The organism is Methylobacterium sp. 77 (assembly GCF_000372825.1).
Taxonomy (GTDB): Bacteria; Pseudomonadota; Alphaproteobacteria; order Rhizobiales; family Beijerinckiaceae; genus Methylobacterium.
Genome location: NZ_KB910516.1, coordinates 4,527,667 through 4,547,112, shown reverse-complemented (window position 1 = coordinate 4,547,112; position 19,446 = coordinate 4,527,667). Strand labels below are relative to the sequence as shown.

17 protein-coding genes and 1 tRNA gene are annotated in these 19,446 nt (G+C 67.7%); 9 read left to right on the top strand and 9 right to left on the bottom strand.

What is annotated here, in order from left to right:
• Positions 1-111: 111 nt before the first annotated feature.
• A complete protein-coding gene (locus A3OK_RS0121540; protein ID WP_019906966.1) occupies positions 112-2,223 on the top strand; it encodes an ABC transporter ATP-binding protein/permease in 2,112 nt (703 codons plus the stop codon).
• A 33-nt stretch (positions 2,224-2,256) separates the two neighbouring features.
• Here A3OK_RS0121540 and A3OK_RS0121535 read toward each other — a convergent pair whose 3' ends face one another.
• The 3 genes from A3OK_RS0121535 to A3OK_RS0121525 all read right to left on the bottom strand — a co-directional run bounded on the left by A3OK_RS0121535 (position 2,257) and on the right by A3OK_RS0121525 (position 3,898).
• Positions 2,257-2,973, bottom strand: coding sequence for an LrgB family protein (locus A3OK_RS0121535; RefSeq protein WP_019906965.1), 717 nt, complete (start codon positions 2,971-2,973; stop codon positions 2,257-2,259).
• A complete protein-coding gene (locus tag A3OK_RS0121530) occupies positions 2,970-3,365 on the bottom strand; it encodes a CidA/LrgA family protein (RefSeq protein WP_019906964.1) in 396 nt (131 codons plus the stop codon). Before A3OK_RS0121530 ends, A3OK_RS0121535 begins: the two co-directional genes overlap by 4 nt.
• Before the next feature lie 68 nt (positions 3,366-3,433).
• Positions 3,434-3,898, bottom strand: coding sequence for a TerB family tellurite resistance protein (locus A3OK_RS0121525; RefSeq protein ID WP_019906963.1), 465 nt, complete (start codon positions 3,896-3,898; stop codon positions 3,434-3,436).
• Between the two features lie 221 nt (positions 3,899-4,119).
• Here A3OK_RS0121525 and A3OK_RS0121520 point away from each other — a divergent pair.
• The 3 genes from A3OK_RS0121520 (at position 4,120) to A3OK_RS0121510 (ending at position 6,309) form a co-directional block, all read left to right on the top strand.
• Positions 4,120-4,195: transfer RNA gene (locus A3OK_RS0121520), tRNA-Thr, on the top strand.
• A 356-nt stretch (positions 4,196-4,551) separates the two neighbouring features.
• Positions 4,552-5,829, top strand: coding sequence for an FAD-dependent oxidoreductase (locus A3OK_RS0121515; RefSeq protein WP_019906962.1), 1,278 nt, complete (start codon positions 4,552-4,554; stop codon positions 5,827-5,829).
• Positions 5,830-6,102: 273 nt separating this feature from the next.
• The gene (locus A3OK_RS0121510; RefSeq protein WP_019906961.1) at positions 6,103-6,309 is read left to right on the top strand and encodes a hypothetical protein; all 207 of its coding nucleotides are present in this window, start codon (positions 6,103-6,105) and stop codon (positions 6,307-6,309) included.
• 104 nt (positions 6,310-6,413) lie between these two features.
• On the opposite strand, the gene A3OK_RS0121505 is transcribed toward A3OK_RS0121510, so the two are convergent.
• The gene (locus A3OK_RS0121505) at positions 6,414-6,659 is read right to left on the bottom strand and encodes a hypothetical protein (protein WP_026597521.1); all 246 of its coding nucleotides are present in this window, start codon (positions 6,657-6,659) and stop codon (positions 6,414-6,416) included.
• Positions 6,660-6,840: 181 nt separating this feature from the next.
• Here A3OK_RS0121505 and A3OK_RS0121500 point away from each other — a divergent pair, with 181 nt between their 5' ends.
• The 4 genes from A3OK_RS0121500 (at position 6,841) to A3OK_RS24220 (ending at position 9,816) form a co-directional block, all read left to right on the top strand.
• Entirely contained in the window at positions 6,841-7,497 is a 657-nt protein-coding gene (locus tag A3OK_RS0121500) for a YoaK family protein (RefSeq protein WP_019906959.1), read from the top strand.
• Between the two features lie 697 nt (positions 7,498-8,194).
• A protein-coding gene (locus A3OK_RS23785; RefSeq protein WP_155912050.1) for an IS630 family transposase occupies positions 8,195-9,138 on the top strand; the annotation gives its coding sequence in 2 pieces (ribosomal slippage) (positions 8,195-8,531 and positions 8,531-9,138; 945 coding nt in all).
• 111 nt (positions 9,139-9,249) lie between these two features.
• On the top strand, positions 9,250-9,417 hold the full coding sequence (locus tag A3OK_RS24425) for a hypothetical protein (RefSeq protein ID WP_019906957.1): 168 nt from the start codon (positions 9,250-9,252) through the stop codon (positions 9,415-9,417).
• 63 nt (positions 9,418-9,480) lie between these two features.
• Positions 9,481-9,816, top strand: a complete 336-nt coding sequence (locus tag A3OK_RS24220) for a hypothetical protein (protein WP_155912085.1) — start codon at positions 9,481-9,483, stop codon at positions 9,814-9,816.
• A 70-nt stretch (positions 9,817-9,886) separates the two neighbouring features.
• On the opposite strand, the gene A3OK_RS0121475 is transcribed toward A3OK_RS24220, so the two are convergent.
• The 5 genes from A3OK_RS0121475 to ptsP form a co-directional block, all read right to left on the bottom strand.
• Positions 9,887-11,122 (bottom strand): GGDEF domain-containing protein, encoded by a 1,236-nt coding sequence (locus A3OK_RS0121475; RefSeq protein ID WP_019906956.1) that lies wholly within the window; start codon positions 11,120-11,122, stop codon positions 9,887-9,889.
• A 161-nt stretch (positions 11,123-11,283) separates the two neighbouring features.
• Positions 11,284-12,750, bottom strand: coding sequence for a carbohydrate porin (locus A3OK_RS0121470; protein ID WP_026597520.1), 1,467 nt, complete (start codon positions 12,748-12,750; stop codon positions 11,284-11,286).
• Positions 12,751-12,852: 102 nt separating this feature from the next.
• Positions 12,853-14,574 carry a fructose-specific PTS transporter subunit EIIC gene (locus A3OK_RS0121465; protein ID WP_026597519.1) on the bottom strand — a complete coding sequence of 574 codons (1,722 nt, stop codon included), beginning with the start codon at positions 14,572-14,574 and terminating at the stop codon, positions 12,853-12,855.
• Positions 14,575-14,729: 155 nt separating this feature from the next.
• On the bottom strand, positions 14,730-15,737 hold the full coding sequence (gene pfkB / locus A3OK_RS0121460) for a 1-phosphofructokinase (protein WP_019906953.1): 1,008 nt from the start codon (positions 15,735-15,737) through the stop codon (positions 14,730-14,732).
• The gene (ptsP, locus tag A3OK_RS0121455) at positions 15,734-18,274 is read right to left on the bottom strand and encodes a phosphoenolpyruvate--protein phosphotransferase (protein ID WP_019906952.1); all 2,541 of its coding nucleotides are present in this window, start codon (positions 18,272-18,274) and stop codon (positions 15,734-15,736) included. The genes pfkB and ptsP overlap by 4 nt, the downstream gene beginning before the upstream one ends.
• A 165-nt stretch (positions 18,275-18,439) precedes the next feature.
• On the opposite strand from ptsP, the gene A3OK_RS0121450 reads away from it, so the two are divergent.
• Positions 18,440-19,426, top strand: a complete 987-nt coding sequence (locus tag A3OK_RS0121450; protein ID WP_019906951.1) for a LacI family DNA-binding transcriptional regulator — start codon at positions 18,440-18,442, stop codon at positions 19,424-19,426.
• Positions 19,427-19,446: the final 20 nt, after the last annotated feature.

Genomic DNA, 19,446 nt, shown 5'->3' with positions numbered 1-19,446 from the left:
CCGCCACGATCTCGCCACGACCGGCCGTCACTGCCGCCGTAACAATCCGGTCCCATACCGGAGGGCGATGACGGCATCGCATATCCGAAGCATAGACTCGAGGAGACGCGCGTGGCCGTATTCAGGACAGGCCTCGGCCTGCAGGCCGCCATCACGGCGCTCTTCGTCCTCGCACTCCTGATCCTGCCGGGCGTATCGACGCCGCTTTACGTGAGCATCAGCGGCTTTGCCATGGTGGCGATCCTCCTCGCCTCGGCCAAGCTCTCCGATTACTTAAAGGTCTTCATCTCGGTCTACGGGATCGGCTACCTGTTTCTCGCCGGTGCCAAGCAGCTGGCAGCCATGGGCGCGCTGCCGGACACGCTGGCGGCGCTGCTGCCGCCCGCCTTCGCGGCCACGGGCGCGGTGGTGTTCGGCGGTATCGTGTTCGGGATCTCGCATCTCGAGCCGATCCGCGCCATCACCCGCATCGCCGACCCGTTCTTCGCCGCTCGCGAAGAGCCGACCCGGGAGATCGGGCCGTTCCGCTTCTTCGGCACGACGGAGGGCCGGGTCGCACGCCGCCTCGTGGCGCTGTCGATCTTCATCACCTTCGCCCAGGTGGCGCTGCAGCTGCGGCTGAACTTCTGGTACCGCGATCTCTTCAACGCCCTGCAGGAATATAACGCCGACGCCTTCTGGTATCAGCTCGTCTGGATCTTCGTGCCGCTGGCGACGATCTGGGTCGTCATCGGCATGTTCGACACCTTCGTCGACGCCTCGCTTCACATCCGCTGGCGCACCTGGCTGACGCGCAGCCTCTATAGCCGCTGGCTCGATGCCGGCATCCATTACCGCATCCCCTTCACCGACGAGCCGGCCGACAACCCCGATCAGCGCATCCAGAGCGACGTCAACCTGTTCATCCAGCAGACGACGAGCCTGTCGATCCGCCTGCTGTCGCAGGCCGCCACCCTGGTCTCGTTCATGGTCATTCTCTGGGGCCTGTCGCGGGATTTCGTGCTGCCCTTCACCGACACGGTGGTCCCCGGTTTCCTGGTCTGGCTGGTCATCGTCTACGCGGTGGTCGGCACCTGGCTGACACATCTCATCGGCCGCCCGCTGATCGGGCTCGATTTCCGGCAGGAGAAGGTGGAGGCCGATTTCCGCTTCTCGCTCGCGCGGACCCGCGTCTATTCCGAGCAGATCGCGCTGCTGCGCGGCGAGCGATCGGAGACCCTGCGCCTGCGTGAACTCTTCCGCGAGATCATCGGCAATTACCTCGCCATCATCTACCGGCGGATCAAGATCGGCAGTTTCACCCTGTCGTACAACCAGATCAGCGTGGTGTTTCCCTACATCCTCGCCGCGCCCTCCTACTTCCTGAAGAAGATCACCCTCGGCCAGTTCCAGCAGACGGCGAACGCCTTCAGCAGCGTCCAGGGCTCGCTGTCGTTCTTCATCGATTCCTACACCACCATCGCGTCCTACCGCGCCAACACCAATCGTCTGACGTCCTTCAAGCGGGCGATGACCAAGGCGGACGCCCTGTCCGGTGTCGGGTACGGTCTGGTCCAGGGCAGCCAGAGCCAATCCGACGTGACGGCGTCCGGACTGACCCTCGCCCTGCCCGACGGCCGCGAGATCGTGGCAGCCGACAGGTTCGCCCTCACCAAGGGCGCCGCGACCCTGCTCACCGGTCCGTCCGGCTCGGGTAAGTCGACCCTGTTCCGCGCGATCGCCGGCATCTGGCCGTTCGGCAAGGGTCGGATCGACGTGCCGGAGGGCCAGTCTGCGCTGGTCCTGCCGCAGCGGCCCTACATTCCGCTCGGGACGCTGCGCGGCGCGGTGGTCTATCCCAGCACCACCGATCAGTTCTCCGACGCGGAGATCCGCGAGGCCCTGGTCGCCGCGCAACTGCCGCAGCTGGCCGATCGCCTCGACGAGGTCGATGCCTGGGATCAGCGCCTCTCGGGCGGCGAGCAGCAGCGTCTGGCCATCGCCCGCGCCGTGCTGGCCAAGCCGGCCTGGCTGTTCCTCGACGAATCCACCGCCGCCCTCGACGAGCCGAGCGAGGCCGGCATCTACCGCATGCTGCGCGAACGCCTGCCCGGCACCACCATCGTCTCCATCGGCCACCGCTCGACGCTGCACGCCCTCCACGACAAATGCATCGACATGAAGCCGGGCCAGGACGGGCGCTTCGTCCCGACGGATCTGGCCAAGGTCGTGCCGGCCGAATAACGCCCGTTTCAGCCGAGGCGAGTATTGCCCGCCTCAGCGCAGGAACGTCACCGCGAGCGGCGCCAGGATCGCGGTGATGAAGGCGTTGAGGCCGAGCGCGATGCCGGCGAAGGCGCCCGCCACCTCGTTGACCTGAAACGCGCGCGCCGTGCCGACCCCGTGGGCGGCGAGGCCCGCCGCGAAGCCGCGCGCCCGCATGTCGCGGATGCGCAGCAGGTTCATCAGCGGGGTGACGAGGATGCCGCCGGTCATCCCGGTGAGCATCACCAGCACGGCCGCCAGGGTCGGGTCGCCGCCGAGATTCTGGGCGATGCCCATGGCGACACCGGTCGTCACCGATTTCGGCACCAGCGCCACGATGACGTCATGCGGGATGCCGAAGGCGGTCCCGAGCGTCATCGCCGAGACCAGCGCCACGACGGAACCGACGACGAGCGCGGCCAGCATCGGCGCAAGCGAGCGCAACACCGTGGCGCGATATTCGTAGAGCGGGATCGCCAGGGCCACGGTGGCCGGCCCGAGCAGGAAGTGTACGAATTGCGCGCCCTCGAAATAGGTCGGGTAGGGCGTGCCCGTCAGCTTCAGCACGCAGGCCATCAGGATGATGGCGACGACGACCGGGTTCGCCAGCGGATGCCGGTCGGTCGCCGTGGCGATGCGATCGGCCACCGCGTAGACCATCAGGGTGACGGTGAGCCACAGCAGCGGCGTGCGCGAGAGATAGACCCAGAGGGCGAAATCGCCGGTCATGACGGGTCTCCCGGGGCGACCCAGCGTTTCACCGCCACGAAGGTGAGTGCCGTCGCCGTCAGAGTCGCCAGCGTCGAGACCACGACGACGCAGGCGAGCCCCAGGCCATGCGCTTCGAGCACGTCGAGCCGTCCGACGATGCCGGCTCCGGCCGGGATGAACATCAGCGACAGGTTGGCCAGCAGCCCCTTGCCGGAGCGCTCCAGGGTTCCGTCGACGAGGGGGGGCGCGAGGAGGCGCCCGGCCGTGGCGGGGGAGCGGTCGCGCAGCACCATGAACAGGAGCAGGAGCGCCATTCCGATGACCGGGCCGGGAACCGGGAGCGCCGTCGCCCTGGCCATCGCCTCGCCGACGAGCTGTGCCAGGAGGATCAGCGTGAAGCTGACGATCATCGCGCCCCGATCCCTAATTCCAGCATGATGCGGCACCCCGAAGCCGGGTGCCGTGGGAGAAGTCCGCCCTATGGGGCCGTCACGGCATCGGCACCCGCCCGTGCCAGCCGGATCGCCGTATCGTCGAACCGGAGCAGGCGCCCGAGGCGCCAGACCAGCGCCTCCTCGAATTCATGAACGGTGCCATCGGCATCCGCCACCGACCAGGCCATCGACAGCAGCCGGGCCCGCTCGGTCTCGCCGAATTCGTGGCCCATCATCACGACGAGCAAGGCCATGTCGCGGGTCTGCGCATCGACGCTGGCGGCGCGGGCGATCAGCGCCTCTGCCTCCTCGCGGGTTCCGGCATAGCGACCCTCGACGAGGCGGCACAATCGCTCGGATTCGGCGCCATCGAGAACGCCGTCGACCTTCGCCACATGGACGAGGAGGGCGATGGCCGCCAGACGCTCGTCGACGGCTTCCTCCTCCTGTCCGGCGGACAGGCCGAAGGCATCGGCGGCATAGGCACGCAAGCGGGCGATGAGCGACATGACGGTTCCTGACAGTGCCAGGGAGCCTTCGAAGCCGTGCCATCCCGCGTCAAGGCGGCACGGATCGCCCCGCGAGCGTGAGACCGGAGGCGTGGCACGGCTGCATCATAGGGACGGCCCCGGATCAAGGGGACGCCCCATGCCGCCTTGCCTTCGGACGAACCTGCGGATATGAACCCGCAACGATCCGACGCGCCACCAGCCGTCACTCACCGGATCTCGCCGCAATAGCTCAGCTGGTAGAGCACCTCATTCGTAATGAGGGGGTCGGGGGTTCGAATCCCTCTTGCGGCACCAATACTCAGCCCTCCTCCTGCTGACCGGAAACACTGACCGGCAAGCGCATGGTCGGCAGACTCACCACATCGCAACCGGTACCCCGCCCAGAGCCGCGGTGACGCATGCCCGGAGAATATTTGGGGGTAGCCCGGTTTCATTCGCGGTGAGTCGGACAAAGCGGCGATCGCGATCGAAATGCTTGGGACGAGTGGCAACCAGACCTGGGCCTTTCGCCTCGACGCGGACGTACCGCCCCCGACCCAACCCCGCCACAGAAGGCGACCTAGACCAAGCCCAATAGCCTCGTTCGTGCTACAGCATGGCCAGCCGAGCTTAATCAGCACCTGTTTCGCCAGTATCGAGGAATTCCGCGGATGTCCGCAGGAACAGGTCGGCACGTCGTCATCATTGGCTCCGGCGCCGTGGGGACGGTGAGCGCGATCGAATGCCTGCGGATGGGGCACCGCGTGACCGTGATCGATCCGGGTCAGCCCGGGGGTGAGCAAGCCACCAGCTACGGCAATGCCGGCTGGCTCTCCTCGCATTCCGTCATCCCACCGGGCGAGCCTGGGATGTGGAAGAAGGTCCCCTCTTTCCTTCTCGATCCGCTTGGACCGCTCTCGATCCGGTGGGCCTACCTGCCGAAGGTCCTGCCCTGGCTGATCCGCTTCCTCTTGGCGGCCAGGACCCCGGCCCTGATCGAGCAGACGGCGGCGGCCATGAGAACATTATTGATTGACGCGCCGAAGCTCCATGCAGGCCTTGCCAGCGAGGCCGGCGTGTCGCGGCTGATCGAGCGCCGCGGCGTCATGCACGTCTATCCCGATCGCGCAGCCTTCGAGGGTGAAGCTCGGTCCTGGGCCATCCGCCGCAAGGTCGGCATCGAGTGGATCGAACTTTCAACCGACGAACTACGGCAGCGAGAACCGAACTTGCATCCGCGTTACACCTTCGGCCTCGTGGTCGAGGAAGCGGGGCACTGCCGCGATCCAGGACGCTACATTGCCGCTCTGTCCGAACTGGCTCGTGAGCGCGGGGCGACCTACGTCTCGACCCGCGCGACGGGGTTCTGTCACGACGAGGGACGCCTCATTGCGGTGACGACGGACCAGGGTGAGATCGCCTGCGACTGCGCGGTGGTTGCGGCCGGCGCGCGCTCGAAAGCGCTGACCTCATCGCTCGGCGACCCGCTTCCCCTCGAGAGTGAACGTGGCTACCACGTCATGATCACCGACGCAGAGATCGGCCCGCATACGCCCATCATGGCCTCCGACGCCAAGATGATCGTCAACCACATGAACGGCGGGCTGCGCGCCGCCGGGCAGGTCGAGTTCGCAGGCTTGGCGGCCGTCCCCAACTGGAAGCGCGCGGATATCCTGCGCGATCACCTGATCTCGATGTTCCCGAGACTGGCCGACCAGCAGATACCGGCCGAGCGCTTGCGCGTATGGCTCGGGCATCGTCCGAGCATGCCGGACGGTCGCCCTTGCATCGGGACTGCGCGGAAGACCTCCGATGTCATCTACGCCTTCGGACATGGCCACGTCGGCCTTGTAGGATCGGCCAGGACCGGACGCCTCGTCGCTCAACTCGTCAGCCGCGCCAAGCCTGAGATCCCGCTGGCTCCGTTCGATCCTCGCCGCTTTCTCTAAGGGACACGAGGACAAGGCTTCCCCCAACGCCTTCTGGCCGATGAAACCGAAAGCAGACGGGCTCAAAGCCACCCGAGCCGGACATACAGCAGACCGACGAGTCCCGATCCGACCTCGGGACTGAGCACCTAGTTTCTCGTATGTAGGACGCCGTCGGTAGTCCGCTGTCCGAACTGACGGATCCGCAGTCCAATCGACGAGGCTGAGCGATATGCCACGGCAGCCCGCGCTGCACCGGCTGGTAAGCCACGGATCAACGAGGAGAAAAGTTCAATGAGGAAGCTCATTCTGATTGCCGCCGCCACGGTGTTGATGGGCTCAGCCCCGGCGCTGGCGATGGATTGCTGCGGTGGAGGCAAAAGCAAGGCGCCGATCTGCGCCAAGGGCTCGATGGCGATGGGCCATAGTGGAATGAAGGCCAGGAAGGGCGGCTGCTGCTGCGAGGGCATGTCCGGTGGCATGAGCAGGAAACGTGCCTAGGTGCGGTCGCCCTGAACTCAGTGCCCCCCCTCTGGATGTCGTCAACGGGTGATCACCCGATGCCTGCCGCCAGAGGAGGGATTGAGTAGGCGCAAATGCGCCCGTCAGCCCTTCTTCTTGTATGCCTGGATCGCGTTCTGACATCCCGGCGACAGCTTCGACATGTTCTTTTGGAAGCAGGCCTGCGTCTCGGGACCATCCTCGGGCGGCAAGCCGGCACAGAAGGTCGTGAAGTCGCCGGCGCATTGCTGCTGTAGAGCGGACTTGTCCTCGTCGGACATCGGTGCGGCTATCGCGGCACTCGCCGCGGCGGTCGCTAGGATGAGGCTCAACCCGAAACGTCCAATCATGATTTGCTCCCACGACCCCATGAGTTGCGGGTCGGAGGTAAGAACTTCGACTTGGGCTGAACCGTTGCACCAGCTAGGGTCGAAGCAGCGGTTTCGACCACGGTTGGCCGGAAGACCGGCCGAATGATCCAACCCTACGGTCCGGTTCGAGGAACACAGTGATCCTACCCAGGCCAGCATCATGAACCGACCGTCGCAACTTACGTTCGGCCTGCTGCTCACGGGGCTCGCGGGCTACATCGATGCGATAGGGTTCATCCAGCTGACCGGCCTCTACACATCGTTCATGAGCGGCAACACCACGCAGATGGGCGTGTCCATCTCCCATGGTGCGGTGGAGGGTGTCGTCAAGCCGGCGGTCTTAATCGCCACGTTCCTGCTCGGCTCCACGATTGCCAGCGGCTTGTCGATCGTCACTCCCGCGCCCTGGAAAACGACGATCGTCTTGACCTACGAAGCCATCCTCGTCTTCGGAGCGTTCGCCCTTGGGCTTCAACTGCCCGATCTCGGTCTGGTGTCGTTCTTCCTGGCTCTTGCCATGGGCGCGCAGAACGCCGTTCTGGGCTCGGTGCAAGGCTTTCGAGCAGGGACGACGTTCGTCACGGGAGCGCTGTTCAGCCTCGGTCAGAAGATCGCCGCTGCCTTCACCAAAACGGGGCCGCCGCTGGGCTGGGTGGGTGATGCAGCGGTTTGGTTGGCGCTGCTGATCGGGGCAGTGGGTGGAGCCGCGGTCTACGGCGCAATCGGTATCTTCGCCTTGATCCTCCCGGCTGGCCTGACAGCCAGCCTCGCGGTGATGGCCGCGCTCTTCGCGAGGGCGCATCGGGTCGAAGCGTGAAGGGTGCCGCCATGTTCGCGGGCGATGCGGCTCAATCATACCGACGTCCGCGCATCGCGTGTCCCGAGGCGTGGCTTGATGGTGATCAGATCGGGCAAGGCTCAGTCGTCGCCGCCGCATGACCCGCCCTTACCGGTCGATGACCCGCTGTCGGATGAAGCGCAATCGGAGGAGTGCGCGGTACGGCCACCAGCGCCTGGGATGCCGAACGGCCAAGGGTAGCTGGCGCCGATGGCTGCAGACCCGCCATCGGAGCGAGCGCGCCGGATCCTATCCTCGGCCTCCCGCTTGCGCGTCCGCTCGTCCTCGCTTCGGCGGGTGAAGATGCGGGGCCTCGCTGATTGAGGTCGTCGCAGGAACGAAGCATCCGCGCGTCAAGTCGCAGTCATTTCTCAATGATCAACGATGCAACCCAGAACACCAGGAGCACCAAGGGTAGGATAGGCCGCACCACCCTAAACCAAGCTCTCATCCCGCATAGAAATTCGCCCCTGAAGAACTCGGAGACGACGTGTTCTGGCTTGTCGATGAGCGGAAGTAGCGATCCGACGACTAGCCCGGACCAAAACCAATTGATGGTGCAACCCTCCAATGGTGGGTTCTCTAGAGCGTTTTCGGTTTGCGCTGAATCAATCGTGTGGGGTTCACGGAGAGGCGGCGGGCTGATTCACTGATCGCTCTGGAGGAGGAGCGACAGATGGGACGACCCTACAGCCAGGACCTGCGCGAGCGGGTGGTGGAAGCCGCTGCAACGACCTCCCGCCGGCAAGCGGCCGCGCGTTTTGGAGTCGGCATCGCGACCTCGATTCGCTGGATGGCCGCGCTCGCGACAACCGGGACGGTGGCCCCTCGTCCGCAAGGGCGGGCGCGCCGCTCGAAGCTCGATCCACATGAGGCGTTCCTGCGCGCCCTGATCGAGGAGAAGGGCGACATCACCCTGGAAGAGATGCGCGCCCGACTGCGGGACGAGTACGATCTCACGGTCGGGCTCGGCACCCTGTGGAGCTTCCTCGACGCACGCGATCTCACCTACAAAAAAAGACAGCTCACGCCACCGAGCAAGACCGCCCGGACGTGAAGGCCGCGCGCGAGGCATGGTTCGAGTGCCAGCTCGATCTCGACCCCGCGCGCCTCGTGTTCCTCGACGAGACCTGGACCTCCACCAACATGGCCCGCCTGCGCGGACGGTCTCCCCGCGGCGAGCGGCTGCGTTCGCCCATCCCGCACGGCCATTGGAAGACCACGACCCTGGTGGCGGCCCTGCGCCTGTCCGGGATCGCCGCACCGTTCGTGCTCGATGGGCCGATCAACCGTGACGCCTTCCAGGCTTACGTCGATCAGGTCTTGGTGCCTGAGCTCATCCCCGGCGACATCGTCGTCATGGACAACCTCGGCAGCCACAAAGGTCCGGCCGTGCGATCGGCCATCGAGGCGGCGGGCGCGCGGCTCTTGTTCCTCCCGCCTTACTCGCCCGACTTCAACCCCATCGAAATGGCGTTCTCGAAGTTGAAGGCGCTGCTGCGCAAAGCGGCCGAGCGAACCGTCGAGGGTTTGTGGTCGGCCATCGGACGCCTCGTCGACACCGTCACACCTGACGAGTGCGCCAACTTCTTCGCCGCCGCAGGATACGAACCAGATTAAACCGAAAATGCTCTAATCTCACGATTTGATTGAAGAGTGCAACCCGAGAGGCATTTTGGTACTGGCGCTCTCCCGCCTCGGTGGCGGAATGGCGGACGATGCGGGCCGCGGATGGCGGCGATCGATGCCTGTCATGCCCGTTTCGGCCGTGGAGCCGTGGTTCCGGTCCATGTCGGCCTCATGGCGAAGCGCGAGCGGATCCCGAACGTCGAGACGCGAACGCCGCGCCGCGTCACCCAGGTTGGCGAACGGCCAACGGCGGCTTCGACGTCCTCGTGAGCAGACTGGCGGATGCCAGCGATCTTTGGACGGTCTAGAGTTCATCTCAACAGAGGTCATTACATGGACGAAGAGGAACTCTCGGTGACTCCGATTTGGGGCGCTCTGACGGTCGGCATCCTGATTTTGATCCCAGGTGTGCTGATTGCTGCAGGCGGCCTGTACGGAATGTTTGGGCCACCACAGAAGCCATTCAACGGCACGGCCGGCAATTTCCTGGTGTTCGGAGGGGTGATGATCGCTTTTGCGAGCATCCTCATCGGCTGCACAATGGCTGGTGATCGCCTGCGATACAGATCCGGTAACCCGGGGCCACTCCCAGGTGTCTCCGATGGTTCCGGTAGTGGCGGCTGTGCCTCCGACGGCGGCGGTGGCGACGGCGATTCGTGTTCGTCGTGAGCTCCCCATATCGGCCGATCTATCGTCGGGACTGTCGGATGTATCGGGGAGCCGTGCCGGGGCCGCACCGTCAGGCCGCGTGCTCTGTCATCGCGATCGTGCTTGCCGGCGGCAGGACGGTCTGGAACTCCACGCGATCGCGGCCGGCTTTCTTGGCGGCGTAGAGGGCGTCGTCGGCGGCGCGCAGCAGATGCGACGCGGTCAGGCCGACATGGCGCGTCGCGCCGTGGGCCGCGGTCACGCCGACGCTCACGGTGACGACATGGCCCTCCGGCAGGCCCGGATGCGCGATCGCGAGGGTTTTCACCGCCAGGCGCAGGCTTTCACCCACGTCGCGGCTCGTCCCGGCTCCGGCCAGCGGGACGAAGGCCGCGAATTCCTCGCCGCCATGGCGACAGACCATGCCGCCCCAGCGGGTGAGATCCCTTTCCAGGGCGGCGGCGACGCTCACGAGGCAGCGATCTCCCTCGGCATGGCCGGCGGCGTCGTTGAGACGCTTGAAATGGTCGATATCGACGAGGAGCACGCAGAACCATTCGTGCCGTGAGGCGGCCAGCGCCCAGGCCTCGTCCATCCGCTCGGTGAAGAGGCGGCGGTTGGCGACGCCGGTGAGCGGGTCGGTCTCCGACAGGATGGTGAGGCGGGCGCAGGCCTGCGCCAGTTCCTCCGCCTGCGCCTTCTCGCGCAATCCGAGCAGGAAGCTCTTCTTGCGGTCCCATTCGCGGGAATAGGTGAGCTTGATCGGCACGAGGATGAGGCTCGCCACCAGGAGCGGCACGCCGGTATGGCCCTCCGGCCCGAGCCCCGAGGCGAAGACGAAGGCGACGTAGAGCAGGAAGGCGATTCCACAGAACCACATCCCGCTCCGAAACGACAGCGGCGCGATCATCCCCACGACCAGGGGAACGATGGCGGCGAGGATGAGATAGGTGTCGGCATGCTCCTGCGGCACGATCCGGGCGCTGTTCAGGACGATCGCCATGTCCACGATCGCCGTCATCATCGCGGCCGCGCCCTGTCGCCGGGCGGAAGGATGCCCGTTCAGCGCCACGATCCAGACCAGCGCCAGGGGGATGAACAGGCCGACGGTCAGGCCGGCGGGGACGGCGATCGCCTCACGGCCGAACAGGTCGAGATCGATCTTCAGGGAGATGACGTTGAAGAGGATGAAGATCAGCAGCCAGGATTGCATGTAGAGACCGCGCGGAGGCGCGTCTTCCGCATGGTACTTGGCTTCGAGCTCCTGCGGCAGGCGAAGGCGATGCCAGGGTCGGCTCAATCCGACCTCGATGGACGAGGGCGTCACGTCAGGAAGCTCCGGCACGTCGCGTTGAATCGACTCAACCCGGCATGGGAATACCATCGACCGGTTAGAGTGATGTAAACGTACCGGTACGGTCGATCCGGCGGCGCCGCCAAACCGGACCGTCTCCGCATTCCCGGCCCCGACCGCCTCGCAATGCCGGGTCAGTTCGATCCGGGGCCCTTGGCCAACCCGGCCAGGGTGAACAGGTCCACCGAGAGCTTGGCACCGACGACGAAGGCGTCGGGGATGTTCTTGCGGTAATAGGGGAACCGGGTCTGGTCCGGATTGACGATGTATTGCAGGTTCGGCGTCAGGCGAATGGCGGGCGTGACCTGGATGCCGTAATTCAGCTCCATCATCACCTGCTGGGTCGGGATCTTGCGGTCGATGCCGAGGGAGGCCTGGGCGAGATAGATGTTCTGCAGGGCGAGGTCGCTGAACTTCTGGGTGTTGACGACGAAGCCCACCGTATCGAACGGCCGGCCGGCGAAGGTACCGGTCTGGAGCGCGCCGATCTCGAGGAAGTAATCCTCGTTGAGGCGCCCCGACGTGCCGGCCATGGCGACGCCGAACAGGGTCAGGCCCTGGGGCGCGGTGGGATCGGGCCGCCAGATCATCTGGTCGAACCTGGCATACACTCCCGAGCGCCCGAACCGCGTGCCGAGAGGCAGGCCGGTGAGCACCGCCGGGCGGCCGGTCACGTCGCGCATCGGATCGGCATAGTCGGACGCGTCGTACCAGCCGCCGATGCCGTAATTGCGCGGCAGCAGGTCGTTGGCGAAAGTGGTGGAATAGCCGAGTTCGAACGGCAGGATCGCGCCGGTGGCGCCCTTGGTGGAGAAATCGAGGCCATTGTCGCCGGGCTGCTGGTGCAGCGGGTTCACCTCGTATATCCCGCCATGCAGGAACACCTTGTCGGTGAGCCAGGCCTTGGCGTGCGCCCCCCAACTCGCCACCGGCCAGAAGGTGAAGTTCGAGGTCTTGAAGACGAAGGTCGGGTTGCCGCAGGCGGAGTTCGACTGGAAATTGCAGTAGATCGGCGAGTTGAGGAAGGCGATGTTGGCGACGAGCCGCCCGAACTCGATGTCGACGCGGTTGTCGAACAGCTTCTGCTGGTAGCTGAGCAGGGTCAGCCGAGTGGTCTGGCCACCGCCGAAGATTTCCTGCACCGAGGTGTTGTTGCCGATGACGTCGTCCGCGAGGTTGCGGCCGTGGCGGTTGGTGACCGCGATGTGAAACGAGCCGCCCTGGATCCCGGCGAGGCGGTCGAGATCGCCGTCGATGCCGAAGAAGAGCTGGCCGGCATAGGCCGAGCCCTGGCGCATGCCGCCGATCGGGTTCGCGGCGGCCTGGCCGGTATAGTTCATGAGGAAGCTGAGACCGTTGCCGAGGTCGAACGTCCCGGCCGAGATCGTCGGAGGCGTCGCGGTCTGGCCGAGGGTATCGGCGGCGCCAGCCGCGGTGTCGGCGCCGGCAAAGCCCTGCCCGTCCTGCTGGCGCGCGGTCGCGCGGGGTGCCGCACGCGGACGGGCGAGGCCCGGCTCGGCAGGAGCAGTCTGCGCGAGCGCTGCGGTCTCCGTCATCCCGCACAATGCCAGCGCGGCGAGCATGGTCGATGCTGCTCTCATGGTATGGTCCCCCCTTTCGTCCCGTGTCGTGCCGCGCCGTCGTCACCGATCTCGCGCCGGTCTGGTCGTGCGACTCCCGTCCTGTGAATTTGCACTGTCCCGTCAGCCGGCGCGCTTCTTCAGCAGCCCGACCATCAGCCCGGTGATACATGTCCCGGCCACCAGCGCGATCACGGCGCCGGGCAGGTTGGTGACGGCGTTGGGGATCGGCAGCACGAACAGGCCGCCATGCGGCACCTTCAGGGTCACGCCCGAGGTGAGCGCGATGGCGCCGGCGACCGCCGAGCCCGCGACCATGGACGGGATCACCCGCAGCGGGTCGGCCGCCGCGAAGGGAATCGCCCCCTCGGTGATGAAGGCGGCGCCGAGCACCGCCGCGGCCCCGCCGGCCTCGCGCTCGGGCTTCGAGAAGCGGTTCGGGAACAGGCGGGTGGCGAGCGCGATCCCGAGGGGGGGCGTCATGCCGCCGAGCATCACCGCCGCCATCGGCGCGTCGACGCCGGAGGAGAGCAGAGCGGCGGCCGAGGCGTAGGCGGCCTTGTTGATCGGGCCGCCCATATCCACCGCCATCATGCCGCCGAGGACGAGGCCGAGCACCAATGCACTGGCGCCCTGCATCCCCTTCAGCCAGTCGGTGAGCCCGGCGAGGATCGCGGCGACGGGCACGCCGACCACGTAGATCATCATCAGGCCGGTGATCGTGGTGGCGAGCAGCGGCAGGATCAGGACGGGTTTCAGGCCCTCGAGATTCTTGTGCAGCCGGATATGCCGGTTGAGGAAGCGGGTCGTGTATCCGGCGATGAAGCCCGCCGCGATGCCGCCGAGGAACCCCGCCTGGAGGTTGGCCGCCAGCATGCCGCCGATCATGCCCGGCGCGATGCCGGGCCGGTCGGCGATGGAATAGGCGATGTAGCCGGCAAGCGCCGGGACGATGAGGGCGAAGGCCGCCTTCGAGCCGATCTCGCCGAGCGCGAAGCCGAGCGTGCCGGCATGCTCCGGCTTCATCGCGTCGATTCCGCCGAAGGCGAAGGCGAGCGCGATGAGGAGGCCACCGGCCACCACGAAGGGCAGCATGAACGAGACGCCGGTCATCAGGTGCTTGTAGGCGCCGGCCTTGTTCTCGGCGGCCGCCGGGCGGGCGGGTCCCTCGGTGGTCGCGGCGGCGCCGGTCGCGGCCTGGACCTGCGCCTCGGCGAGAGCGGTGGCGATCAGGCCCTTGCCGTCGCGGATCGCCGCCTTGGTGTTGGTGGCGTAGAGCCGCTTGCCGTCGAAGCGCGACCGGTCGACCCCGGTATCGGCGGCGATGAGGACGATATCGGCGGCGGCGATCTCGGCGGCGGTAAGCGCGTCGCGGGCGCCGACCGAGCCTTGCGTCTCCACCCTCACCTCATGGCCGAGCGCCTGGGCCGCGGCCTGGATGCCCTCGGCGGCCATGAAGGTATGGGCGATGCCGGTCGGGCAGGAGGTGATCGCGACGATCCGCGCTATGCCGCTCTCCGGCTTGGCGGCCTCCCCGGCATCGCCGCCCGCCAGGAACCGGTCGAGCACCGAAGGGGCGTCGGTCAGCACGTCCTCGATGGCGATCTTGGCGCGACGCATCGTGCCGAAGCGATCCTCGCCGAGGTCGCCCTCCCCGATCAGCAGGACGGAATCTCCCCTGGCGATCGAGGCTTCCGCGAGCTGGTTGCCGCTCACGCCCTTGCCCCGGAGCTCGAGGTCGAGGGCCTGGCCGAGGCGGGCGGCGGCCTTGCGCAGGGCCTCCCCGGCCAGCACCGCATGGGTGCCGAGATCACCGCCACCGACGACGGCCAACAATTGAGCCATGTTTTCGTCCGCCTGTTTCCCGGCCGCGCTCGGCCATTTCATTCCATGCCCGTCGCCTCATCCCGAAGCGACGGAGCGAAGCGGAGGCTTCGAGGGAGGGCTCGGCTTCGCTGGGCGATCCCCGAACCCCTCCGTCGAGGCCGCCTTGCAGCAACTCAGGACGAGGTCGAGGGCAGGATGTCCGGTACGGCGTCGAGCTCCTCGACCCGCACCGTCTCGACGATGGCGAGGATGGTCCCCCGGCTCGGCAGGTTCGGGCCGGGCTGGGTGAGCTTGCCGGCGGCGAAGGCGAGGGCGAGCCGGGCGGTCTCGGCCAGCGGCAGGCCCGCATGCAATCCGGCCACGAGCCCCGCCACCAGCGCGTCGCCGGCTCCCACGGTGCTCGTCACCTGCGTCGGCGGCGGATGGGCGAGGAGCGCCTCGTCGCGGGTCACGAACAGCGCGCCGTCCGCGCCCATCGAGACGACCACGAGGGGAATGCCGCGCAGGATCAGGCCGCGCGCCGTGGCGACGACATCCGCCAGCGTGTCGAGGGGGCGTCCGGCCCAATCCGCCAGTTCCTGCCGGTTCGGCTTGATGACGTCCGGCAGCACATCCGAGGCGAGCGCCGCGCTCAGCGGCGGCCCGGACACGTCGAGCACGACGCGGATGCCGAGCGCCTTCAGCGATCGCGTCATCGTCGCGTAGGTGTCGACGCCGAGCACGCCCGGCAGGCTTCCGGCGAGGACGACGAGGCTGCCCTCGGTTCCGACCTGGCGCAGGACCGCCTGCACCGTGGCGAGCGCCCCCGGCGTCGCCGCGAGGCCCGGAAGGTTGATGTCCGTCGTGTCCTTGGTGGCGGCGTCGAAGAGCTTCAGGTTGGTGCGGGTCTCGCCCGGTATCCAGGCGAAGCGGTCGTCGACGCCCTTGCGGGCGAACAGGGCCTCGAACGGCACGGCATTGTCGGAGCCGAGGATGCCGGTGACCGAGACCTTCAAGCCCCAATCGGCGAGGCAGGAGGCGACGTTGACGCCCTTGCCGCCCGCATCCGAGCGCACGCTGCGCGCCCGATGGACATGGCCCGGCCTCAGCGCGTCGAGGGTGACGGTCTGGTCGATGGCGGGGTTGAGGGTGACGGTGACGATGGAGGTCATGGCTGCGGATTTGGGGGCGGAACGGCTCATGCCTCGGCTCCTTCGAGGGCGCGCACGGCGGCGGCATCTTCCTGGTCGCAGGCACGGGCGGCGAGCGCGCGCAGCTCCCCGATCTCGGACGTCCTGAGCCGCGCCTTCACGGCGGGGACGTCGCGGGGTGTCATCGACAATTCGTGGACGCCGAGGCCGGCGAGCAGGCTCGCCCCGAACGGATCGCCGGCGATGCCGCCGCAGACCCCGACCCAGCGATTGTGCCGGGCCGCGCCCTGGCAGGTCATGTGGATCAGGCGCAGCACAGCCGGGTGCAGGCTGTCGGCCTCGGGGGCGAGCTCGGTGTTCTGGCGGTCGATGGCGAGGGCGTATTGCGTCAGGTCGTTGGTGCCGATGGAGAAGAAGTCGCAATATTTCGCCAGGGCATCGGCCTGGATCGCGGCGGCGGGCACCTCGATCATGATGCCGATCGGCACCTCGGGCGCGCCGATCTCGGCCCGGATGCGATCGCAATGTCCGCGCAGGGTCACGACTTCCGGGATCGAGGTGATCATCGGGAACATGATCGAGAGCGGGGCGTCCTTGCCCTTGGGCGCGTCGGCCGCGATGCCGTCCCTGGCCGCGCGGTAGAGCGCGCGCAGCTGCGGCTCCATCAGGTCCGGCCGGCGCAGCAGGAGACGGGCGCCGCGCACGCCGAGGAAGGGGTTCTCCTCCCTCGGCAGGTGGAGATGCGCCACCTGCTTGTCGCCGCCGATATCCAGCGCCCGCACGATCAGCGGCCGGCCCTCCAGGGCGCGCAGCATGGCGCGGTAGGTGGCGTATTGATCGTCCTCGGAGGGCGTGTCGCCGCGCTCCAAGAACAGGAACTCGGTGCGCATCAGGCCGACGCCTTCCGCGCCCTGGTCGAGGGCGAGGGGCACCTGTTCCGGGTTGTTGACGTTGCCGCCGATGGCGATGGAATGCCCGTCGCGGGTCCGGGCGGGGAGCGCGCGCTCCCGCGCCTCCTCCTCGGCGATGGCGCGCTGGCGGTCGCGCCAATCGCGGGCGGAGGCGAGGTCGGCCTCGCTCGGATCGAGGTAAAGCCGGCCGGTGCTGCCGTCGAGGATGGCCGAGCCGTGGTTCACCAGCGCCATCAGCGCCGGCCCGCCCGCCACCATGGCGGGGATGCCGAGGGTGCGGGCGAGGATTGCGGTGTGCGAGGTCGGGCCGCCCTGCGCCGTGGCGAGGCCGATGACGCGGGACGGGTCGAGGCCGGCGGTGTCGGAGGGGGCGAGATCGGCGGCGATGAGGATGCAGGGCACGTCCGGCAGGTCGTGGCCGCTCTTCAGGGAGGGGTCGATCTGCGCCAGCACCCTCCGGCCGACATCGCGCAGATCGGCTGCGCGGGCGGCCAGCACCGGGTTGCCGAGCGCGGAGAGCCGCCCGGCCATCCGCTCCACCGCCGCATTCCAGGCATAGGCGACGCCGTGGCCCTCGACCATGAGCTGGCAGGCGAGCGTGATCAGGTCCGTATCGGCGATGAGTTCGCCTTGGGCCCGGAAGATGCCGGCATCGGCCTTGCCGAGACGCCGCTCGGTATCGTCGGCGAGAGCCCTCAACTGCCCGCCGGTGGTGGCGAGGGCCGCGTGCAGGCGGTCGCCGCCGGAGGTGAGTGGCTCCGGCTGATCCGGCACCACGATCTCGGCGGTGGCGAGCACGTGGATCGGGCCGATGCTGATGCCGGGGCTGGCGCTGATTCCGGGGATCGTCCGCGGCGCGTCGGAGGGGTTCCAGCCGACGACCGGGCCGGCGGCCTTGGCGGCGGCGTCCTCGGCGGCCTTGGCGGATGCCTTCTCGGCGGCGCTGAGCGAGGTCACCGCGGCGCAGACCTTGGCGAGTGCGCCGGCCTCGTCGTCACCCTCGGCCGAGATCGTCACCTCGTCGCCGCAGCGGAGGCCGAGCTGCAGCAGCGCGATGAGGTTCTTGGCATCGGCGACTTCCGATCCGTGCCGGACCTGGATGCGGGCCGGGCAGAGCCGCGCGACCTCGACCCAGTGCGAGGCCGGCCGGGCATGGAGGCCGGTCGGGTAATCCACGGTCCAGTCGAAGCGCTGGCGCAGGTCGACGGCCGGTCCGGCCGCGCCCGAGACCGGCGCGTCCTCGGACAGGGCGGCGGCGATGTCCTCCTTGGCGTCGGTGCTGCGCAGGGTCGCGAGGCGCGCCTCGTCCTGGATCAGCCGCGTGAGCCGGCGCAGGATGGTGATGTGGGTGTCCGATTGGGCCGCGATGGCGACGACGAGATAGGCGATCTGGCCGTCGTGCCATTCCACGCCGTCCGGCACCTGCAGGATCGCCAAGCCGCTCTCGCGGACCAAGTGGCGGTCGTCGACCATGCCGTGAGGGATGACGACGCCGTGGCCGAGATAGGTGTTGGCGACCGTCTCGCGGCGGAGCATGCTCGCGCCATAGGCGGCATCGATGCAGCCTCCGGCGACCAGAAGTTGCGAGGCCTCTCGGATCGCCTCCTCCTTGGTCGCGGGCTTGGCGCCGAGGCGGATCAGCAATCGGGGTGTCAGGACCGGCGTCGGTGCGAGCATGGCGTGCCCTCCCTGTTTTCGTTGACTATAATGAAAACGTTTTCACAATCGCTGTCAACAAATTCCGGTACGATAGTTCATAAAATCCGCTTGCCGGTCACACAAACGGGTGACAGAACGGCGGCATGATGCTGAAAACGTTTCCTTGGCCGTGAGGTCGTTCCCATGACGATCGGCATTCGCGACGTGGCCCGCGCGGCGGGCGTCTCGACGGCGACGGTGTCCCGCGCGCTCGGCCGGGGACCGGTCAGCGATGCGCTCAAGCGCCAGGTCGAGGAGGCCGTGCGCCTGACCGGCTATCGGCCGAACCTGTCGGCGCGCCGTCTACGGTCGCAATCGACACAGACGATCGGATTGATCGTCGCCGATATCCGCAACCCGTTCTTCACGGCGGTGAGCCGCGCCGTCGAGGATGCGGCCTATGCGGCCGGCATGCGGCTGATCCTGTGCAACACCGACGAGGATCCCGACCGCGAGGCGATGTACCTGCGCCTGATGGAGGAGGAGCGCGTCACCGGCGTGATCTTCGCCCCGACCCGGATGACGGCCGAGGCGCTCGCCATCCGCGATCTCAACGTCCCGGTCGTGTTCATCGACCGCACCGGGCCGCCGGGCAGCCATGACAGCGTCGTCCTCGACAACGCCGCCGCCGCCTCCCTGCTCGTGGACCATCTGGTCGGTCGCGGCTATCGCCGGATCGGCGGCCTGTTCGGCTCGACCTCGTCGACCGCGCAGGAACGCCTCGCCGGCTACGAGATGGCGATCCGCCGTGCCGGCCTCGTACCGGAGATGCGCTCGGTGCCGCCGAACGCCGCCGCGGCCGAGGCGAGCGTCTGCCGATGGCTGGGAGAGGCGCAACGCCCCGACGCGCTGGTTCTCTCCAACGGGCTGATGCTGATGGGGGCGGTGCGCGCGGCCCGGCATGCGGGACTCGGCGTCCCCACCGACCTCGGCCTCGCCGGGTTCGACAACGATGCCTGGACCGACCTCGTGGAGCCCGGCCTCACGGTCATCGAGCAGCCCGTCGCCGAGATCGGCGCCCAGGCCATGGCGCTCCTCTTCGACCGCCTAAAATCGCCGGACCAGCCGGTCCGCAAGGTCACCCTGAGCGGCCGCCTCGTGGTGCGGGGATCGTCGGGCATGCAGGGATGAGCATGGCGGACCGGGCCGCG

Bases quoted from the DNA above. Each gene is read 5' to 3' on its own strand.
- ptsP (WP_019906952.1), bottom strand. From the start codon at position 18,274: ATGCTCGCACCGACGCCGGTCCTGACACCCCGATTGCTGATCCGCCTC.
- A3OK_RS0121450 (WP_019906951.1), top strand. From the start codon at position 18,440: ATGACGATCGGCATTCGCGACGTGGCCCGCGCGGCGGGCGTCTCGACG.
- A3OK_RS24425 (WP_019906957.1), top strand. From the start codon at position 9,250: ATGGCGGCGATCGATGCCTGTCATGCCCGTTTCGGCCGTGGAGCCGTG.
- A3OK_RS24220 (WP_155912085.1), top strand. From the start codon at position 9,481: ATGGACGAAGAGGAACTCTCGGTGACTCCGATTTGGGGCGCTCTGACG.
- A3OK_RS0121465 (WP_026597519.1), bottom strand. From the start codon at position 14,574: ATGGCTCAATTGTTGGCCGTCGTCGGTGGCGGTGATCTCGGCACCCAT.
- A3OK_RS0121500 (WP_019906959.1), top strand. From the start codon at position 6,841: ATGAACCGACCGTCGCAACTTACGTTCGGCCTGCTGCTCACGGGGCTC.
- A3OK_RS0121505 (WP_026597521.1), bottom strand. From the start codon at position 6,659: ATGATTGGACGTTTCGGGTTGAGCCTCATCCTAGCGACCGCCGCGGCG.
- A3OK_RS0121510 (WP_019906961.1), top strand. From the start codon at position 6,103: ATGAGGAAGCTCATTCTGATTGCCGCCGCCACGGTGTTGATGGGCTCA.
- A3OK_RS0121525 (WP_019906963.1), bottom strand. From the start codon at position 3,898: ATGTCGCTCATCGCCCGCTTGCGTGCCTATGCCGCCGATGCCTTCGGC.
- pfkB (WP_019906953.1), bottom strand. From the start codon at position 15,737: ATGAGCCGTTCCGCCCCCAAATCCGCAGCCATGACCTCCATCGTCACC.
- A3OK_RS0121530 (WP_019906964.1), bottom strand. From the start codon at position 3,365: ATGATCGTCAGCTTCACGCTGATCCTCCTGGCACAGCTCGTCGGCGAG.
- A3OK_RS0121535 (WP_019906965.1), bottom strand. From the start codon at position 2,973: ATGACCGGCGATTTCGCCCTCTGGGTCTATCTCTCGCGCACGCCGCTG.
- A3OK_RS0121470 (WP_026597520.1), bottom strand. From the start codon at position 12,750: ATGAGAGCAGCATCGACCATGCTCGCCGCGCTGGCATTGTGCGGGATG.
- A3OK_RS0121515 (WP_019906962.1), top strand. From the start codon at position 4,552: ATGTCCGCAGGAACAGGTCGGCACGTCGTCATCATTGGCTCCGGCGCC.